The following is an 18,782-nucleotide window of genomic DNA, read 5'->3' as shown; positions in this document are numbered from 1 at the left end:
AGATGAATGCCGATATTGCCGCCGATCTGGTCAGCTCCGCACTTCGCTTGACCATGCTGCTGGTCTGCGTGCTGGTCGTGCCCGGCATGCTGGTCGGCTTGGTGATCGGCTTGTTCCAGGCCGCCACCCAGATCAACGAACAGACGCTGAGCTTCCTGCCTCGCTTGCTAGTCACCCTGCTCGCCGTCGCTTTGACCGGCCACTGGATGGCCGCGCAACTCATGGACTTCTGTGTCGCCGTGTTCAGAGGCGCGGCACAGCTGGCGGGCGGCTGAGACGACCTGCCATGGAAGCGGTACTCCTTCAGCAACTTCCCAATCTGCTGAGCGCAGTGTGGTGGCCATTCTGCCGCGTACTGGGCATGCTCAACGCAGCGCCTATCATTGGCGAGAACATGGTGCCAATCACCGTACGCGTACTGCTGTCAGTCGTGCTCGCGGTGATCTTTATTCCCGTCGCTCAGCCCGTGACACCAATCGATCCGCTCTCGTTGCAGGCGCTGGTCATGACGGCGAATCAGGCGCTGATAGGCTTTGGGCTCGGCCTCGCCTTTCATCTGACGATGGCGGTGATGCAGATGTTGGGCTTCGTGGTGTCCTCGCAGATGGGCTTGTCGATGGCCGTCATGAACGATCCCATGACCGGCACGTCCTCCGATGTGATCGCGACACTCATTTATCTGCTGTGCGTGCTGGTGTTCTTCGCCATCGACGGGCATCTGGTGCTGGCGCAGGTGATTGGCGCCAGTTTCCACACCTGGCCGGTCGGTGGGCCGCTGGACATCAACACATTGCGCGATATCGCCTACAACGTCGCCTGGGTTTTCTCCGCGGCGTTGCTGCTGGCCATCCCCGTCGTGTTCTCTACCTTGGTCGTGCAAATGGGCTTCGGTTTACTAAACCGAATTGCGCCGGCTCTGAACCTGTACTCCCTGGGCTTTTCGGCCATCATCATCTTCGGGCTATTCATGCTGAGTTACCTGGCGCGAGTGGTGCCAGGCCATTACTTGAGATTGACGCAGCAGGTGCTCGAGCTGTTGCGTCTGAAGACCGGGTGACGCCGTGGCCGAACCCTCACAAGACGATAAGAGCGAAAAAGCGTCAGCCCAAAAGCTCCGCAAATCCCGCGAGCAGGGCCAGGTTGCACGCTCGCGCGACTGGACCACCGCAATCGGCATCTTCCTCTGCCTGCAGCTGACGGTATTCCTGATTCCCGGCTACCTGGAGGATTTTCGCGAGCTGTTCGCGCGCAGCTTTGTGCCGATGCCCCAGCCCGGCGACCTGGAGAATGCGAACTCGACGCTGTTCTCTGCGAGCATGGTGCTGCTGTTCAAGATGCTGGCGCCGCTGTTGATCCTGCCATTGCTGGTCGCCTTCGGCTCACTGTTTCCGGGCGGCTTCGTGATGAGCCTGACGCCGCTGAAGCCGCGCTTCGACAAGCTCAATCCGCTCTCCTATTTCAAGCGCATGTTCGCACAGCGCCATTTGCTGGAGACGCTGGCCTCGATGCTCAAGGCCACCGTGCTGATCGCGACCTTGTTTTGGATCACCCGCGGTAGCGTCACCGATTATCTGCAACTGCAGACGCGCCCTCTGCCGGATGCGATCAAGGGCGGTGCGGATCTGATGCTCGGCGGTGTCATGGCGCTGTGCGCCGTGTTCATCGTCTTCGCCATCATCGACCTGCCCGTGCAAACGTTTGTCTTCATGCGCGAACAACGCATGACCAAGCGCGAGGTCAAGGAAGAGCACAAGACTCAGGAAGGCCGGCCGGAAATCAAGCAGCGCATTCGCCAGATCCAGCAAAAGATGTCGCGCGGCGCCGTTCGCAGGGCGGTGCCCACCGCGGATGTGGTGATCGTGAACCCCGAGCACTACGCCGTCGCCGTGAAGTACGACGAAAAGCGTGCGCAGGCGCCGTTCGTCATTGCCAAGGGCGTCGATGAAATGGCGCTGTTCATCAAGGCTGTCTCCATCGAGCACAACGTCGAAGTCGTGACGCTGCCGCCACTGGCGCGCGCCATTTACAACACCAGCCAGGTGAATCAGCAGATTCCGGCGGCGTTGTACGAAGCCGTCGCCAGCGTGCTGGCGTATGTGCTGCAGATCCAGGCTTTCCGCAAGGGCCGCCGCAACGTGTTGCCGGCGCTGCCCAGCGATCTTTCATTTCCACGTTTCGAAGGGTAGCCGGGCATGAGCGCCGCTCCTGATAATTTACTGAGTCGCACCGTCCAGTCGCTCCGCCAGCATCGCGCGGCGGTGCCGGTGTTCCTGATGGCGCTGCTGGCGATGATCATCTTGCCGCTGCCGCCGCTGCTGCTGGACGTGTTGTTCACGTTCAACATCGTGCTGGCGCTGATCGTGGTGCTGGTCAGCGTGACCAGCCGCCGGCCGCTGGATTTCAGCATCTTCCCGACCGTCATCCTCGCCACAACGTTGATGCGACTGGCCCTCAACGTCGCTTCGACGCGCATCGTGCTGCTGCACGGTCATGAAGGCACGCACGCCGCCGGTAGCGTCATCGAAGCATTCGGTCATGTGGTGATCGGCGGCAACTTCGTCGTCGGCCTGGTGGTGTTCGTCATTTTGATGATCATCAACTTTGCGGTGGTGACCAAGGGCGCCGAGCGAATCTCGGAAGTGTCGGCGCGCTTCACCCTGGACGCGTTGCCCGGCAAGCAGATGGCGATCGACGCGGACTTGAACGCCGGCCTGATCAATCAGGAGAAGGCTCAGCAGCGTCGCCGCGAAGTCGCGATGGAAGCGGACTTCTATGGCGCGATGGACGGTGCGTCGAAGTTCGTGCGCGGCGACGCCATCGCCGGCATCCTGGTGTTGCTGATCAACATGGTCGGCGGCGTGATCATCGGCTCGCTGATGCACGGCCTGTCGTTCGGCGAAGCGTTCAAACTGTACGCCCTGCTCACCATCGGCGACGGCCTGGTCGCGCAGATCCCGGCGCTGCTGCTGTCGGCCGCTGCCGCCATCATCGTCACGCGCATCAGCGACTCGGGCGATTTCGAGCAGCAGGTTGGCTCGCAGATGCTCGCGTCGCCGAGCGTCCTGTGGGGCGCCTCCGCAATGATGATGGTGCTGGGTTTGATCCCCGGCATGCCTTGGCTGACATTCCTCGCGTTCGCGGCTGTGCTGGCGTTCGCGGCCTGGCGCATGAGCAAACATGCCGCCGAGGCGCCGGACGCAAATGCAGCTACTGAAGCTGCCATCATTGCGCAGCCGGCGCCGGAATTGGATTGGCGCAGCCTGCCGTTCGTCGAGCCGCTCTCGGTCAGTGTCGGCTACAAGCTCGTGGCGCTCATCGATCGCGGCCAGGGCGCACCGCTCGAGGGCCGGCTCAAAGGCATTCGTCAACAGATGAGCGAGTCGATGGGCCTGCTGCTGCCGCCGATTGGCGTGCGCGACGATCTCACCCTGCCGCCGACTCAGTATTCCGTCCTTCTGAATGGCAGCGTGATCGCCGAAGCCGAAATTCAGCCCGACAAGCTGATGGCAATCGCATCGGCGCAGGTGTACGGCAATATCGATGGCATTCCGGGCGTCGAGCCTGCCTATGGCATGCCGGTCGTCTGGATCTCCCCGTCGGAGCGCGCCAATGCGCTGGGCCTGGGCTATCAGGTCGTCGACGGCGCCAGCGTGATCGCGACTCATGTTTCCAAGTTGGTGCGCGAGCATCTGTCGGAGCTGGTCCGTCACGAAGACGTGCCTGCCCTGCTCGAGCGGCTGGCGGCGTTGTCGCCGAAGCTGTCGGCGGCGGTCGAGAAGGCGCTCACTCACAGTCAGCTGTTGAAAGTGTTCCGGCTGCTGCTGGCGGAGAACGTGTCGTTGAAGGACATCGTGCCGATTGCCACGACGTTGTTGGAAAGCTCGGAGACCACGAAGGATCCCATTCTGCTCGCCGCCGAAGTGCGCTGTGCCCTGCGCCGGCAGATCGTGAGCTCGATCCTCGGCAAGTCGCCGCAGATGCGGGCGTTCAACCTCACCGGCGAGCTGGAGAACATGTTGCTCGGCTCGCTCAATCAGGCGACGCAATCGGGCAAGGTCGCGCTGGACAACTATCCGGTCGATCCGAATCTGTTGTCGCAACTGCAGACCAACATGCCGGTGATGCGCGAGCAGATGAAGCAGCAAGGGGTGCCGCCGCTATTGCTCGTGATGCCGCAGATTCGCCCGCTTCTCGCACGCTACGCCCGGTTGTTTGCTCCAGGCCTCGCGGTGCTTTCGTACAACGAGATTCCGGAGCATCGGGATATCAGCATCATCGGTTCGCTTGGTTGAGTTCCGCTCGCGGCCGTAGCTGCAGGATCACGATCGCGGCTTCGGCCGCTGCTCGAAATAACGACGCTGACGGCAACTCGACATCGAGATGCGGCGGCAGCATGCTCGATGAGTTCTCGTTCACGACGCTGAGCACGGCGTTGCCCTGCGTAACCTGCGCTCGTCGTAGTCGCAGACCGGCTCGACTCAAGGCCGAAGCGACGCTCGGCAATGCCTGTTGAATGGTGAGCAAGCTCGGACGCTGCTCGCAGGCGACGACCAATTCCACATCCTCGTCCGAGGATTGAACGTGCAGCACGATGCCGCCCATCGTCGGTGGCGAGAGCCCGAGCTGCAACGCCAAGGGCAAGCCGCGACGCGCGGGCTTGCGACGCGCCCGATCGATCGCAACGACCAGACGTAACATCAATTGCATTCCGGCCCAGGCGTAGACCGGCAACACCCATCGCTCATTGCCGGCGGGATTGGCCATGAACGCCGGCTCACGGAATAACGCACCTGTACCCGCACGCGGCCCCGGCGAATCGACGCCCGCGAGATCCTGTGCGCGTGGCCAAGGCTCCGCCGCCGGACGAATCCACTGTTCTCCGGTCGGACGAGTTCGCGATTCTGCCGTCGGCCTGGTCCACTGCTCCCCTCCGGCGCGGGACCAAGCTTCTCCGGGTGGGCGCGTCCAGTGCTCTTGTGCGAGCAAGCGCCACGAAGTGGCCAGCGCTGCAGGATCGGGCAGCTGCCACGCGATCTGCCTCAATACGGCCTGATCCAATTGCATCGCTCTGAACTGAGTCAGCGGCGGTGAGGAGTTGCCGTTAGAGGCATTCGAGCTCGGCGCCTCGCGGAAGCCCAGCTCCAGGTGCGGCTCGGTCGCGAGCACTTGCATCATCAAAGTGTCGCCGGGCCGCAAGGCCTGGCTGAGTCGATTCAAGCCCACCAGGCGAAGCTCCGTGCCATTGGCCGTGGTCACGAGCAGATCGTCGCCGGCGGCGTCAGCCAGCGTCAGTAACAGAGTCTCACCGGGTGTCGGCAGCGGCCTGCGCTCGCCGGTACGTTGTTGGGTCACTCGCGGCTGAACAATCGCGGCGACTCTTTCTACCACTGCCATATCGTCCCCAGATATGCGCGCCTGCAAACAAAAGGAGCCAACCGTTCGCACGGTTGGCTCCTCCCGTGTCTCAATGAGTGCCGCGCCCTCAGGACTACGGCGTGCTCACTATTACTGCATCAGAGACATCACCAGCTGCGACAAGCTGCTGCTCTGCTTGAGGGCCGAGGTACCAGCCTGCAACAGCAGCTGCTTGCTGGTCGAGTTCGACGTTTCCAGGGCGTAGTCCACGTCCATGATGCGACCCTTCGAAGCGGTCGTGTTCTGGATCATGTTGCCGAGGTTGTTGTACACGTGGTCGAGGCGGTTCGAAGCAGCACCCAGCTTCGCGCGCACCGTGCCGACCGCCGCGACGGCGTCGTTGATGGTCGTGATGATGGTGTTGCCATCCGTCAGCTCGGTGCCGGTGGCCGGAGCAGCAAGAGCGTAGTTCGCGCTCACCGCATCCAGCGCAGTCGACAGAGCCTCCAGGTCGGTTTCAGCGTCGACCACCATGGTCTCGTTCTCGCTGGCGCCGATCTGGAACGTGATGCCGCCCGCCGTGCCCAGCAAACCGGCAGCCGCGCCCGCGGCCGGCACAGTCGTGCCGTCGGCGCTGAACAGCGTCGAGCCGCCGAACGAGGTGCTCTTGATGATGTTCGCGATTTCAGAACCCAGCGCGTCGAATTCGGCCTGCATCGCTTCCACGTCATCGGTCGTCGAAGAGGCGTTGTACGCTTCGGTCGCGAGATCCTTCATACGCAGCAGCACGTTGGTCAATTCCGAGAACGCGCCTTCGGCCGTCTGCATCATGGAGATGCCGTTCTGCGTGTTGCGCTGAGCGACCGACATACCGCGAGCCTGCGCATCGAGGCGGGTCGCGATCTGCAAGCCGGCGGCGTCGTCCATCGCGCTGTTGACGCGGAAGCCGGTGCCGAGGCGGGTCAACGAGGTGGTCAGGGCCTTCTGAGTGCTGCCGACCGAATTCTGCGACGACAGCGCCGCAGCGTTAGTGTGAAGAGAAAGCATGGCTGAAACTCCTGGTGATTATCGGGGTGAGCGCGACAGCGTTTCGGTACCAGACCGTGGGGTTTCTCGCGCTCTCAGTCCTTGAAGGCGGCGGTCCGTTCGAAGTTCTTAAATCGCGACACTCGGAGTTTTCTCGTGACGGGTGTCACGCCTGCGAGCGAACAACAGCTCGCGTGGTAGCTGCAGGAATAAAAAAGAGCCAGCCCGTTTTCACGGACTGGCTCCCATCTGCATGAGGGCCGCGCCACCAGGACCGCGGCGTACTCGGTATTACTGCATCAGAGACATCACCAGCTGCGACAAGCTGCTGCTCTGCTTGAGGGCCGAGGTACCAGCCTGCAACAGCAGCTGCTTGCTGGTCGAGTTCGACGTTTCCAGGGCGTAGTCCACGTCCATGATGCGACCCTTCGAAGCGGTCGTGTTCTGGATCATGTTGCCGAGGTTGTTGTACACGTGGTCGAGGCGGTTCGAAGCAGCACCCAGCTTCGCGCGCACCGTGCCGACCGCCGCGACGGCGTCGTTGATGGTCGTGATGATGGTGTTAGCGCCCGACAACTCCGTGCCCGCCGTCGCCGGCGCGGTCGTCGCGTAGAAGGAGCTGACGGCCGCCAGAGCATCGCCCAGATCGGACAGATCGGTTTCAGCGTCGACCACCATCGTCTCGTTCTCGCTGGCGCCGATCTGGAACGTGATGCCGCCCGCCGTGCCCAGCAAGCCGGCAGCGGCGCCCGCGGCCGGCAGAGCCGTGCCGTCGGCGCTGAACAGCGTCGAGCCGCCGAACGAGGTGCTCTTGAAGATGTTCGCGACTTCAGAGCCCAGCGCGTCGTATTCGGCCTGCATCGCTTCCACGTCATCGGTCGTCGAAGAGGCGTTGAAGGCTTCGGTCGCGAGGTCCTTCATACGCAGCAGCACGTTGGTCAATTCCGAGAACGCGCCTTCGGCCGTCTGCATCATGGAGATGCCGTTCTGCGTGTTGCGCTGAGCGACCGACATACCGCGAGCCTGCGCATCGAGGCGGGTCGCGATCTGCAAGCCGGCGGCGTCGTCCATCGCGCTGTTCACGCGGAAGCCGGTGCCGAGGCGGGTCAACGAGGTGGTCAGGGCCTTCTGAGTGTTGCCGACCGAATTCTGCGACGACAGCGCCGCAGCGTTAGTGTGAAGAGAAAGCATGGCTGAAACTCCTGGTGGTTATCGTCTCGAGCGCGACACCATCGGTGCCCGGCGCCCTCAGTCCTTGAAGGCGGCGGCCCGTTCGGAGTTCTTAAATTGCGACACCCGGAGTTTTTTCGTGACCGGCGTCACACTCCAGGAATGCGCACCCAACCTTCCATAAGTACGCGCGCGCTGCGGCTCATGATGGCCTTCGTAACCGTCCACTCGCCATCGACCTTGCTGGCTTCGGCTCCCACGCGCAGCGTGCCTGACGGATGACCGAAACGGACCGTGCTCCGCTCTCCTCCGCCCGCGGCGAGATTCACCAGCGTTCCGGGAATCGCCGCAGCTGTGCCGATGGCAACGGCGGCGGTGCCCATCATTGCGTGATGGAGCTTGCCCATGGAGAGCGCGCGCACGAGCAAATCGATGTCGCCGGCCTGCACGTGCTTGCCGCTGGAAGAAACATAGCTGTTCGCGGGTGCAACGAACGCGACCTTCGGCGTGTGCTGACGCTTCGCTGCTTCTTCGAGCGTCTTGATGAGCCCCATGCGAATCGCACCGTGCGCACGAATGTTTTCAAACATCGCCAGCGCCTTGCCGTCGCTATTGATGGCTTCCTGCAGCTCGATGCCGGTGTAACCGATGGCGTCGGCGTTCACGAAGATAGTCGGAATGCCGGCGTTGATCATGGTCGCTTTCAAGATGCCGATACCGGGCACCTCGAGATCGTCGACCAGCTTGCCGGTCGGAAACATCGACCCGCCCGCGCCTTCTTCGTCCGCCGCCGGGTTGAGGAACTCGAGCTGCACCTCGGCGGCCGGGAACGTCACGCCGTCCAGTTCGAAATCGCCCGTCTCCTGCACGGCGCCGTCGGTGATCGGCACGTGCGCGATGATGGTCTTGCCGATATTCGCCTGCCAGATACGAACCGTAGCTGTTCCGTGCTTGGGAATACGGCTCGGATCGATCAGCCCATTGCTGATGGCGAACGGCCCAACGGCGGCCGACAGGTTGCCGCAGTTGCCGCTCCAGTCGACGAACGGTTTATCGATGGACACCTGGCCGAACAAATAGTCGATGTCGTGATCCGTTTTTGTGCTCTTCGACAAGATCACGGTCTTGCTGGTGCTAGAGGTCGCACCCCCCATGCCATCAATCTGTTTGCCGTACGGATCGGGGCTGCCGATCACGCGCTGGAGCAACGCATCGCGCGCCGCGCCCGGCGCTCGAGCCGACGCAGGCAGATCTTGCAGGCGGAAGAACACTCCCTTGCTCGTGCCGCCACGCATGTAGGTGGCGGGGATTTTGATTTGCGGTGCGTGGGGCATGTGGGTTCAAGAACTATCAGGCGACCTTGGACGATTCGAGGAAGTCCTGCGCGAAGCGCTGGAGCACACCGCCGGCTTCGTAGATCGAAACCTCTTCCGCCGTATCGAGGCGGCAGGTGACGGGTACTTCGACGCGTTCGCCGTTCTTACGATGGATCACCAGCGTCAAGTCGGCTCGCGGCCTGCGCTCGCCGAGCACATCGTAGGTCTCGGTGCCGTCGATGTTGAAGGTCTTGCGATTCACGCCCGGCTTGAACTCCAGCGGCAGCACGCCCATGCCAATCAAGTTGGTGCGATGGATGCGCTCGAAGCCCTCGGCGACGATGGCTTCCACGCCGGCCAGACGCACGCCCTTGGCGGCCCAGTCACGCGACGATCCCTGGCCATAGTCGGCGCCCGCGATGATGATCAACGGCTGCTTGCGGTCCATGTAGGTTTCGATCGCTTCCCACATGCGCGTCACTTTGCCTTCCGGCTCGATGCGTGCGAGGGAGCCCTTCTTGACCTGTCCGTCGACCACGGCCATTTCATTGACCAGCTGCGGATTGGCAAACGTCGCGCGCTGCGCGGTCAGGTGATCGCCACGATGCGTCGCGTAGGAATTGAAGTCTTCCTCGGGCAAGCCCATTTTCGCGAGATACTCACCTGCGGCGCTGTCAGCCAGGATCGCATTCGACGGCGACAAATGATCCGTCGTGATGTTATCGGGCAGCACCGCCAGCGGACGCATGCCTTTCAATGTGCGCTCGCCCGCAAGTGCGCCTTCCCAATACGGCGGACGGCGGATGTAAGTGCTCTGCGGCCGCCAGTTGTACAGCGGGCTGATCTTCACAGCGCTTGCACCGCTGGCCTTGAACATCGGCTCGTACACCGCGCGGAAGTGCTCGGGCTTGACGCTCTTGGCAACGATGGCGTCGATCTCTGCATCTGTCGGCCACAGATCTTTCAAGTACACCGGCTTGCCGCTCTGGTCATGGCCCAGCACGTCCTTCTCGATATCGAAGCGGATCGTACCTGCAATGGCGTAGGCAACGACCAACGGAGGCGATGCAAGGAACGCCTGCTTCGCATAAGGATGAATGCGGCCGTCGAAGTTGCGATTGCCGGAGAGCACCGCCGTCGCGTACAGATCGCGATCGATGATCTCCTGCTGGATCTTCGGATCCAAGGCGCCCGACATACCGTTACAGGTCGTGCAGGCAAACGCGACGATGCCGAAACCCAGACTTTCCAGCTCGGGCAGCAGCTTTGCCTCTTCCAGGTACAACTGCACCGCCTTCGATCCGGGTGCAAGCGATGATTTCACCCACGGCTTGCGCGTGAGCCCGCGAGCGTTGGCGTTACGCGCGAGCAGGCCCGCAGCGATGACGTTCCGCGGGTTGCTTGTATTCGTGCAACTCGTGATCGCCGCGATGATCACGGCGCCATCAGGCATCTGGCCGGGGGTCTCTTCCCACTTGCCGGCGATGCCGCGCTTCGCAAGCTCCGTAACCGGCAGACGCTTGTGCGGATTCGACGGGCCGGCCATGTTACGAACGACGGAAGACAGATCGAACTTGAGCGTGCGCTCGTATTCGGCGGTCTTCAGGCTGTCGGCCCACAGGCCAGCCTCCTTTGCATAGATCTCGACCAGCTTCACCTGCTCATCGGTGCGGCCGGTGAGTTTCAGATAATCGATGGTCTGCTGGTCGATGAAGAACATCGCCGCCGTGGCGCCGAACTCCGGCGTCATGTTCGAGATGGTGGCGCGATCGCCCAACGTCAGCGCCGCGGCGCCTTCGCCGAAGAACTCGATGTAAGCCCCGACGACCTTCTCCTTACGCAGATACTCCGTCAGAGCGAGCACCACGTCGGTGGCCGTGATGCCCGGAGCCGGCTTGCCGGTCAGCTCGACGCCGACGATATCCGGCAGCCGCATCCACGAAGCGCGGCCGAGCATCACGCTTTCCGCTTCCAGGCCGCCGACGCCAATGGCGATGACGCCAAGCGCGTCGACGTGCGGAGTGTGACTGTCCGTGCCGACCAGCGTGTCCGGGAACGCAACGCCATCCACTGCATGAATCACCGGCGACATCCGCTCCAGGTTGATCTGGTGCATGATGCCGTTGCCCGGCGGGATCACGTCCACGTTCTGGAACGCCAGCTTGGTCCAGTTGATGAAATGGAAACGATCGTCGTTGCGACGATCTTCCACAGCCCGGTTCTTCGCGAACGCATCCTTGTCGTAGCCGCCGTACTCGACCGCAAGCGAGTGATCGACGATCAGCTGCGTCGGTACGACCGGATTGATCTGCGAGGGATCGCCCCCCTTGTCCGCGATGGCGTCGCGCAGACCGGCCAGATCCACCAGCGCCGTCTGACCCAGAATGTCATGACACACTACTCGAGCCGGGAACCAAGGGAAATCCAGATCCCGCTTGCGCTCGATGAGCTGCTTCAGAGACGCCGTGAGCGTCCCCGGATCGCAGCGACGCACCAGGTTCTCGGCATGCACGCGCGAGGTGTACGGCAACTTGGCATAGGCGCCCGGCTGGATCGCATCGACCGCTGCGCGCGTGTCGAAATAATCCAGCTGGGTGCCGGGCAGGCGTTTGCGATGGGCTGTATTCATAAACCTTTGGCGATGGCTGGCTTACTTGCGCTGTTCGATCGGCAGGAACTTCTGGTCTTCCGGCCCGGTGTAGTTGGCGCTCGGACGGATGATTTTACCGTCAATGCGCTGCTCGATGATGTGGGCGCTCCAGCCCGACGTGCGGGAGATCACGAACAGCGGCGTGAACATGGCAGTGGGCACGCCCATCACGTGGTAGCTGACGGCGCTGAACCAGTCCAGGTTCGGGAACATCTTCTTGATTTCCCACATCACCGTCTCGAGGCGCTCGGCGATGTCGTACATCTTGGTATTGCCGGCTTCCTTCGACAGATCCAGCGCCACCTGCTTGATCACCTTATTGCGCGGATCGGAGATCGTGTAAACGGGATGGCCGAAGCCGATCACGACTTCCTTGCGTTCGACGCGAGCGCGGATGTCCGCTTCCGCTTCGGCCGGCGTGTCGTAGCGCTTCTGGATCTCGAACGCGACTTCGTTGGCGCCGCCGTGCTTCGGGCCGCGCAGCGCGCCGATGCCGCCGCAGATCGCCGAGTACATGTCAGAGCCAGTGCCGGCAACGACGCGTGACGTGAAGGTCGATGCGTTGAACTCGTGCTCGGCGTACAGGATCAGCGATGTGTGCATCGCCTTCACCCACGAGCGCGGCGGCTTCTGCTGGTGCAACAGGTGCAGGAAGTGACCACCGATTGAATCTTCATCCGACTCAGTCTCGATGCGCTTGCCGTTGTGAGCGTAGTGATACCAGTACAGCAGCATCGAGCCGAGCGACGCCATCAGCTTGTCGGCGATGTCGCGCGCGCCCGCATGGTTGTGATCGTCCTTCTCGGGATTCACGCAGCCGAGCACCGAAACGCCCGTGCGCATCACGTCCATCGGATGCGCCGACGGCGGCAGTTGCTCGAGGGCCGTCTTCACCGCAGCCGGCAGGCCGCGCAGCGACTTCAGCTTGGTCTTGTAGGCCTTCAGCTCCGCGCCGGTGGGCAACTTGCCGTGCACCAGCAAATGAGCGATTTCCTCGAACTCCGACTGAGCCGCGAGATCCAGAATGTCATAGCCGCGATAGTGCAGGTCGTTGCCGCTGCGACCGACTGTGCAAAGCGCGGTGTTGCCCGCGACGGTGCCGGACAGTGCAACTGACTTTTTTGGTTTGAACCCGGGCTGGCCAGATCCAGTTTGGGTGGATGCGTCGGTCATGTTCAAGTCTCCTGGTCGTTGTTACTTACGGCGTGCGGTTATTTCTTGGCTTTGAAGAGCGCATCGAGATGCTGCTCATAAGCGTGATAACCGATGCGCTCATACAGTTCTTCGCGCGTCTGCATCGTGTCGATGACATTGCGCTGATGGCCGTCGCGGCGGATCGCTTCGTAAACATTCTCGGCGGCCTTGTTCATCGCGCGGAAGGCGCTCAGCGGGTACAGCACCATGGCCACCCCGGCGCTCTTCAGCTCGGGCACGGAGAATAGCGGCGTCTTGCCGAACTCGGTGATATTCGCGAGCACCGGCACCTTCACCGCATCGACGAACTTCTGATACGTCGGCAGGTCGTAAGCCGCTTCGGCGAAAATGGCGTCAGCGCCCGCCTCCACGCATTTCACCGAACGCTCGATCGCTGCATCGATGCCAAACGAGGCGATCGCGTCGGTGCGCGCGATCAAATAGAAGTCGGGATCAGTCTTCGCATCGGCCGCAGCCTTGACGCGATCCACCATCTCCTCCGTGGACACGAGCTCTTTGCCGGGACGGTGGCCGCAACGCTTCGCGCCGACCTGGTCCTCGATGTGACAGCCGGCCGCGCCGAACTTGATGAGGCTCTTCACGGTGCGCGCGATGTTGAACGCGCTCGGACCGAAGCCGGTATCGATGTCGACGATCAGCGGCAAGTCGCACACGTCGGTGATGCGACGAATGTCGGTCAGCACGTCATCCAGATTGTTGATACCGAGGTCGGGCATGCCCAGCGAACCCGCCGCGACACCGCCGCCCGACAGATAGATCGCGCGATAACCGGCACGCTTGGCGAGCAGCGCGTGGTTCGCATTGATCGCGCCCACGATCTGCAGCGGTTGCTCGGCGGCCAGAGCCGAGCGGAAGTTGGATCCGGCGGATGCCATGGAAGTCTCCTCGAAAATGCGGTCGCAGCTGGGTTGCGGAGGGAGAGCAAGACCTATGCCACTGCAGCGAAGCCAGTGCGCACCCCCAACCCATTGATTTCGCAGGACATAGGTTTGGACAGCCATCACTTGGCCGAACTGGCGGTTTCAATCTCGAAACAGTACAGTTTCAGGCTGCAACATTGGTGAAACTGTTGTCATGAACGCCCAGGTCGCCCGCTCCAATGACCCGCTCCGCATCGTCGCCGTCGGCCTGCACCGGCTGAAGGACCTATTCCGGGATCTCGCGCCCACCTACGCCCAGGTCGCCCGCGTCGAGGTGCTCGACAGCGGCTTCGAGACTGCAGTCGACACCATTAACGAGTTGAGCCGCCAGCAGCCCATCGATGTGCTCGTAGCAGCGGGCTCCAACGGCGCCTACCTTCGACAGCACATCGAGCTGCCAGTCGTGCTGGTTCGCGTGGGCGGATTCGACATCATGAGTGCGCTTGGTCGGGCTCGCAGCATCTCGTCGCACATCGCGCTCGTGACCCATGGCGCCCTGCCCGTCGAGCTCGAACGCTTCAACGAATTGTTCGGCTTGGGCATCGAGCAGCGGAGCTATCGAACCACGGACGAGGCCAGAAACTGTGTGCTCGAGCTGCGGGCTCGTGGCATCGAAGTGGTGGTCGCGCCCGGCTTGATCGCGGATCTCGCCGAAGCAGCCGGCATGGCAAGCGTCTTTCTGTACTCTGAAGACGCGGTCCGTGAGGCACTTGATGATGCAGTCGAAATGGCCCGCCTGTCTCACATGGAAGGCGCGAAGCGCGAACGATTGAATACGATCCTCGGCCAGCTGCGTGACGGCGTGGTCGCGGTCGATATGGACGAGCGGATCGAGATTTTGAATCCCGCCATGGCGCGGTTGTTGGAACGGCCCGCGCCCGAGCTCATCGGCCGCAAGCTCAGCGATGTCGCGCCGGAGCTTTCACTCACACGCACGCTGCGTGAGCCTCGCGCGGAGATCGACGAACTGCAGAAGCTTGGCGCGCGCGCCGTGCTCACGAGTCGGCTGCCGATCACCGAGCAAGGCACGCAGACCGGCGCAGTGCTCACCTGCCAGGATCCCGAATCGATCCAACGCGTCGATCGCGACCTGCGCGCCCGACGTCACAAGCCGGCGGCGAATGTTCGCTACCGACTGACGGATCTCGTCGGTACGACGCCAGGTATCGTCCATACTCGGTCGCTCGCGGCTCAATACGCGCGCAGCGATGCGACGGTACTGATCTTCGGTGAGAGCGGCACTGGCAAAGAACTGCTCGCGCAAGGCATCCACGTCGCGAGCAAACGGGCGAATCAGCCGTTCATCGCCATCAACTGCGGCGCCTTTCCTGAATCGCTGCTGGAGAGCGAGTTGTTCGGTTACGAGGAAGGCGCTTTTACCGGCGCGCGCCGCGGCGGCAAGCTCGGCCTGTTCGAAGCCGCGCACACGGGCACGATCTTTCTGGACGAGATCGGCGAGATGCCGGTGTCTCTGCAAACCCGCTTGTTACGCGTGCTGCAGGAGAAAGAGATATTGCGAGTCGGTGCGATCGAACCGACGCGCGTCGACGTTCGCGTCATCGCCGCCACGCATCGCGATTTGACCGAGCGGATCCTCACCGGCGACTTCCGACGGGACCTCTACTATCGACTCAACATTCTGCGTTTGGAATTGCCTGGTCTGCGCGAGCGTCGGCAGGATCTGCTCGAGCTCGTTGCTCACCTGGCGCGCAAGATCGCCCTGCGAACCGGTATCGACATCGCGAACGATGCGCGGGTCCAGAAGCTGCTGGATGCGGCGTGGAACTACGAGTGGCCCGGCAACGTGCGCGAGCTGGAGAATTTGCTGGAGCGAGTCGCCATGCTCGCGAGCCCGAACGATGCGACGCTCAGCGACGTGCAACTGCGGGAACTGATGCCCGAAATCTCAGCGCCGATATCCAGCAAAGTCGCCGCCTCCATGGCCGTCCATCGCGCCGAATCAGAGATCGAACTGATTCGACGCGTGCTCGAGGAAAGCGACGGCTCTTACGCCAGGGCGAGCGAGCGACTGGGGATCAGTCGCACGACGCTATGGCGCAAGCTCAAAAAGCAATCCCCGTCCTAGGCCGCTCCACGATGCGATTCTCGCGGGCGGGCGACTTGATCATCTTGCCCTCCCAGCTGCGTGCCACAGCGGGTTTCGAGCTGCTGCCGTCAGGCGCCGCGCTTACTACAGCCGGACAGATCTGATTGTTACTGGCGCGGAAGCCGAGGGCTATCTGCAGACGCGCCTCGAGCGGATCGCCAAGTTCATTCGTGAAATCGTCCGCGACCCGGCAGCCTCTGATCGTGCTGCCCGAGTCCGCACTGCCCGGCACGAAGCCGTCGGGATAGTTGCCGAAGTCCTTGGCGTTGCGTCCCTCGAACTGAATCGAGAAATAGGTCGTGCCGCAGTTGTCCTCCGGATAGAAACCGTAGGGCTTGCCGCAAGTGGTCTCGCCGATCTGATACACCTGCACGTCGATGCCACGCAGGCTGTTGATGATGGACTCGCTGGCCGAGCAGGTGTTGTTGCCGGTAATCACATAGACGCGCTCGAGATTCAGCGACGGCAGCGGCGTACCGCTGGGCACCGTGAATCCCTTCGCAGTGGAATAAAACGGCGTGGGCTCGATGGGTTGCCCGGCAGGATCGATGGTCGTGAACTTGTTGTTGAATATGAGCCGTTCGAACGTGCGGCCCGCAGTTCGCGTCGTGTTGGCGATCATGTAAGCCAGCTCGTTGGCGATAGCGAGATAGCCGCCGCCGTTGTAGCGCAGATCGAGCACCAGGTCCTTCACGCCCGCGTTACGCAGCCCGTCGATCGCATCGAACAACTCTCTTTCGGCGGGCGCGACGTGATCGTTGAACAGCAGATATCCGACCGGCCCGTCCGCCTGGTTGATGACGCTCCAGGTGGGCACGGCGCTATAGGTCACCGAAGCGCTGGTCATCGTGATTTCGCGCTGCGCGCCGTTCGCGTCGCGCAATGTGAAGGTGTGCTGCTCGTTGGCGGCGGCCGGGTACAGCGCCGCATAAAGCTGGTCGACCTGCGCGTCCGTTCGAATGTTTGCGACGACGATACCGTCGGCCGCCATCACCTCGGTGCCACGGACCACACCCTGCTGGGCAGCCGTGTAGCCCGACTCGACGAACGCAGTCATGACTTGCGGGTTCGCATTGGCACGCGGCACGAGCACCCACTGCGCGCCATAGCCGACCTGGATCGACTGCTGAGACAACGCCTGCCAGTCCGCGGTCGAATACGTGAAATGGAAACGATCCTTATCGTTGCCGGTGGCCGTCGTCAGCGGGGTCTTCAATCGCTCGAAATAATCGGCTGTCGTGAAGCCGGTCGGATTGGTATCCGGCACCTCGGAGTACCAGAGGTACGTCTCGTTGGTCCACGAGCGCAGAAACATACTCTGCGCCATGGGCGTGGAACACTGATTGGCCAGGGACGAGGAAGCAGCGTATACGCCCGGGGTGTAACCGCCTGGGGCGTTCGAGCCGCCGCCCGGTGGTCCGCCGACGGCCGGGTTGTCCCCACCGCCTCCGCCACAACCCCCGACTCCCCACAACGCGACTGCCAGCACCGCGCCACGCGACATCCATTCCATGTAGAGGATACTCCCCGCTGTTCGATGGTGCGGTTGTACTACATACGTCACATCGCGAGTAGTACACACGACACATCCGGGCGCTTTGCGCGTCTTCGTTCAGCGACGCTTCGGTAACAACGGCTTCGGCCCGCCTTCGATTCCAGCCAACGCCAGGGTCGTCAGCAGCAATCCTTGCGGACCGAGCCAGGCATTGACGGGCTCATACCATTCATCCAGCGAATGGGCCTTGTCGCCGATGCCGCCTCCTGAGGCGGTGATGGCCGGAATGCCCAGGCCCAGCGGGACGTTGGAATCGGTGCTGCCCGCGACCGGCGTCGGGGGCTTCTGACCCAACGCGACCATCGCGCCGATCCAGGTGGAAGCCATCAGGCTGTCGTTGCTGCCGGCCCCGGCGGGTCGGTCGCCCAGCAAGGTTCGCTCCACTTTCACAGGCGCCGCTCCCCAACGCTTGCCCTCATCCACGCCGGCCTGCTCAGCGGCGGCGAGGATCTGCTCTTCCAGGGACGCCAGCGCGCTCGCGGATTCTGAACGAATATCGAGCTGCAGCTGGGCCTTTTCGGCAACGGCATTGATTGCCGTGCCGCCCGATACGATCGAGACCGTGAACGTGGTCTTCGGCTCGGTGGGCGCCTGCAGATCGGAGATCGCACTAATTGCTCGGCCCATCGCGTGCACGGCGCTCGGCGTGCCGAAATTCTCGTAGCTGTGGCCGCCCGGCCCGGTGAAGGTGATTTGCCAGCGATGGCTGCCGACGGCGCGCGCGACGACTTCAGATTCGCCAGCCGGCAAGCGCGGCGAGTCGGTCCCGTCGACGGAGATGAAGCCATCGATATCTTTCCGATCGCGGAACAAAGCCTTCACGCCGCGCAGGTTGCCCAAGCCCTCCTCACCCACGGTGGCGACGAATAAAACATCGCCTTGAGTGCGCAGCTTGTTCTCCTGCATCGAGCGCAACACGGTCAGCAGAACGGTCAAGCCACGAGCGTCATCGCTGATTCCCGCGCCGTGATATCGATTGCCTTCCTTGCGGACCTTGACGTCGGTGTCCGCGCTGAACACGGTATCGAGGTGAGCCGACAGCACCAACGTCGGGCCGTTGCGCCCCGTGCCCGGACGGCGCGCGATGACGTTGCCTTCGGAATCGGTGGCGATCTCGGTCAGGCCGAGCTCGTGCAGGCGTCGCATGTAGTCATTGGCACGCACTTCTTCCTTGCGTGAAGGCGCCGGGATCTGGGAGATCTCGATCTGCTCCCGCAGCGTCCGCTCGTCTTCACGACGGATCTGTTCCAGCGCTGCCTTCACCGCGGGCTTGCTGCTGAGAGTCTTGAAGGCGGCCTGATGCTTCGAAGCTGCGTCGGCAGCATGCGCCTCGAACGCGAACAGAGCACTGAATAGACACACCACACTGGCGAGCTTCACGCCGACCGCAGTAACACCTGCCATGAATTTTCATTCCGTCTAAGCGCCAGTCCGGCGGATCGCGGAATCATAGCCCGCGCCATGCGCC

General features: G+C 62.6%; 14 protein-coding genes. 5 read left to right on the top strand and 9 right to left on the bottom strand.

The features are described 5' to 3' along the window. The first annotated feature begins 2 nt into the window (after positions 1-2). Genes fliQ through flhA form a run of 4 tightly spaced genes read left to right on the top strand, consistent with a single transcriptional unit; the run spans position 3 to position 4,292 of the window. Positions 3-275, top strand: a complete 273-nt coding sequence (fliQ, locus tag EK373_RS30935; RefSeq protein ID WP_129649235.1) for a flagellar biosynthesis protein FliQ — start codon at positions 3-5, stop codon at positions 273-275. A gap of 11 nt (positions 276-286) precedes the next feature. Then, positions 287-1,057 carry a flagellar biosynthetic protein FliR gene (fliR, locus tag EK373_RS30930; RefSeq protein WP_129649234.1) on the top strand — a complete coding sequence of 257 codons (771 nt, stop codon included), beginning with the start codon at positions 287-289 and terminating at the stop codon, positions 1,055-1,057. A gap of 4 nt (positions 1,058-1,061) precedes the next feature. Beyond that, positions 1,062-2,186 carry an EscU/YscU/HrcU family type III secretion system export apparatus switch protein gene (locus EK373_RS30925; protein ID WP_129649233.1) on the top strand — a complete coding sequence of 375 codons (1,125 nt, stop codon included), beginning with the start codon at positions 1,062-1,064 and terminating at the stop codon, positions 2,184-2,186. A gap of 6 nt (positions 2,187-2,192) precedes the next feature. Beyond that, positions 2,193-4,292 (top strand): flagellar biosynthesis protein FlhA, encoded by a 2,100-nt coding sequence (gene flhA / locus EK373_RS30920; RefSeq protein WP_129649232.1) that lies wholly within the window; start codon positions 2,193-2,195, stop codon positions 4,290-4,292. On the opposite strand, the gene EK373_RS30915 is transcribed toward flhA, so the two are convergent. From EK373_RS30915 to prpB, 7 genes are all read right to left on the bottom strand, one after another. Further along, complete coding sequence (locus EK373_RS30915) at positions 4,273-5,394, bottom strand: hypothetical protein (protein ID WP_129649231.1); 1,122 nt, start codon at positions 5,392-5,394, stop codon at positions 4,273-4,275. The genes flhA and EK373_RS30915 overlap by 20 nt on opposite strands. 111 nt (positions 5,395-5,505) lie before the next feature. Continuing rightward, positions 5,506-6,402, bottom strand: coding sequence for a flagellin N-terminal helical domain-containing protein (locus tag EK373_RS30910; RefSeq protein ID WP_129649230.1), 897 nt, complete (start codon positions 6,400-6,402; stop codon positions 5,506-5,508). Between the two features lie 270 nt (positions 6,403-6,672). Then, the gene (locus EK373_RS30905) at positions 6,673-7,572 is read right to left on the bottom strand and encodes a flagellin N-terminal helical domain-containing protein (protein WP_129649229.1); all 900 of its coding nucleotides are present in this window, start codon (positions 7,570-7,572) and stop codon (positions 6,673-6,675) included. A gap of 128 nt (positions 7,573-7,700) precedes the next feature. Next, the gene (gene prpF, locus EK373_RS30900; protein WP_129649228.1) at positions 7,701-8,885 is read right to left on the bottom strand and encodes a 2-methylaconitate cis-trans isomerase PrpF; all 1,185 of its coding nucleotides are present in this window, start codon (positions 8,883-8,885) and stop codon (positions 7,701-7,703) included. A 16-nt stretch (positions 8,886-8,901) separates the two neighbouring features. After that, complete coding sequence (acnD, locus tag EK373_RS30895; protein WP_129649227.1) at positions 8,902-11,496, bottom strand: Fe/S-dependent 2-methylisocitrate dehydratase AcnD; 2,595 nt, start codon at positions 11,494-11,496, stop codon at positions 8,902-8,904. Positions 11,497-11,517: 21 nt separating this feature from the next. Next, positions 11,518-12,690: a bifunctional 2-methylcitrate synthase/citrate synthase gene (gene prpC, locus EK373_RS30890; RefSeq protein ID WP_129649226.1), complete on the bottom strand. Its 1,173-nt coding sequence runs from the start codon at positions 12,688-12,690 to the stop codon at positions 11,518-11,520. A gap of 38 nt (positions 12,691-12,728) precedes the next feature. Then, positions 12,729-13,607, bottom strand: coding sequence for a methylisocitrate lyase (gene prpB / locus EK373_RS30885; RefSeq protein ID WP_129649225.1), 879 nt, complete (start codon positions 13,605-13,607; stop codon positions 12,729-12,731). 199 nt (positions 13,608-13,806) lie between these two features. Between prpB and prpR the strand changes: the two genes are divergently transcribed. Beyond that, positions 13,807-15,738, top strand: coding sequence for a propionate catabolism operon regulatory protein PrpR (gene prpR / locus EK373_RS30880; RefSeq protein ID WP_129649224.1), 1,932 nt, complete (start codon positions 13,807-13,809; stop codon positions 15,736-15,738). On the opposite strand, the gene EK373_RS30875 is transcribed toward prpR, so the two are convergent. Both EK373_RS30875 and EK373_RS30870 read right to left on the bottom strand, forming a co-directional pair. Continuing rightward, a complete protein-coding gene (locus tag EK373_RS30875; protein WP_129649223.1) occupies positions 15,716-17,272 on the bottom strand; it encodes a S41 family peptidase in 1,557 nt (518 codons plus the stop codon). The two genes, prpR and EK373_RS30875, sit on opposite strands and share 23 nt — an antisense overlap. Positions 17,273-17,371: 99 nt before the next feature. Next, positions 17,372-18,718 carry a M20/M25/M40 family metallo-hydrolase gene (locus tag EK373_RS30870; RefSeq protein WP_129649222.1) on the bottom strand — a complete coding sequence of 449 codons (1,347 nt, stop codon included), beginning with the start codon at positions 18,716-18,718 and terminating at the stop codon, positions 17,372-17,374. Positions 18,719-18,782: the final 64 nt, after the last annotated feature.

The organism is Peristeroidobacter agariperforans (genome assembly GCF_004138335.1).
Taxonomy (GTDB): Bacteria; Pseudomonadota; Gammaproteobacteria; order Steroidobacterales; family Steroidobacteraceae; genus Steroidobacter; species Steroidobacter agariperforans.
Note: the sequence above shows the minus strand (reverse complement) of the source record. Positions and strands in the feature narration are given on the sequence as shown.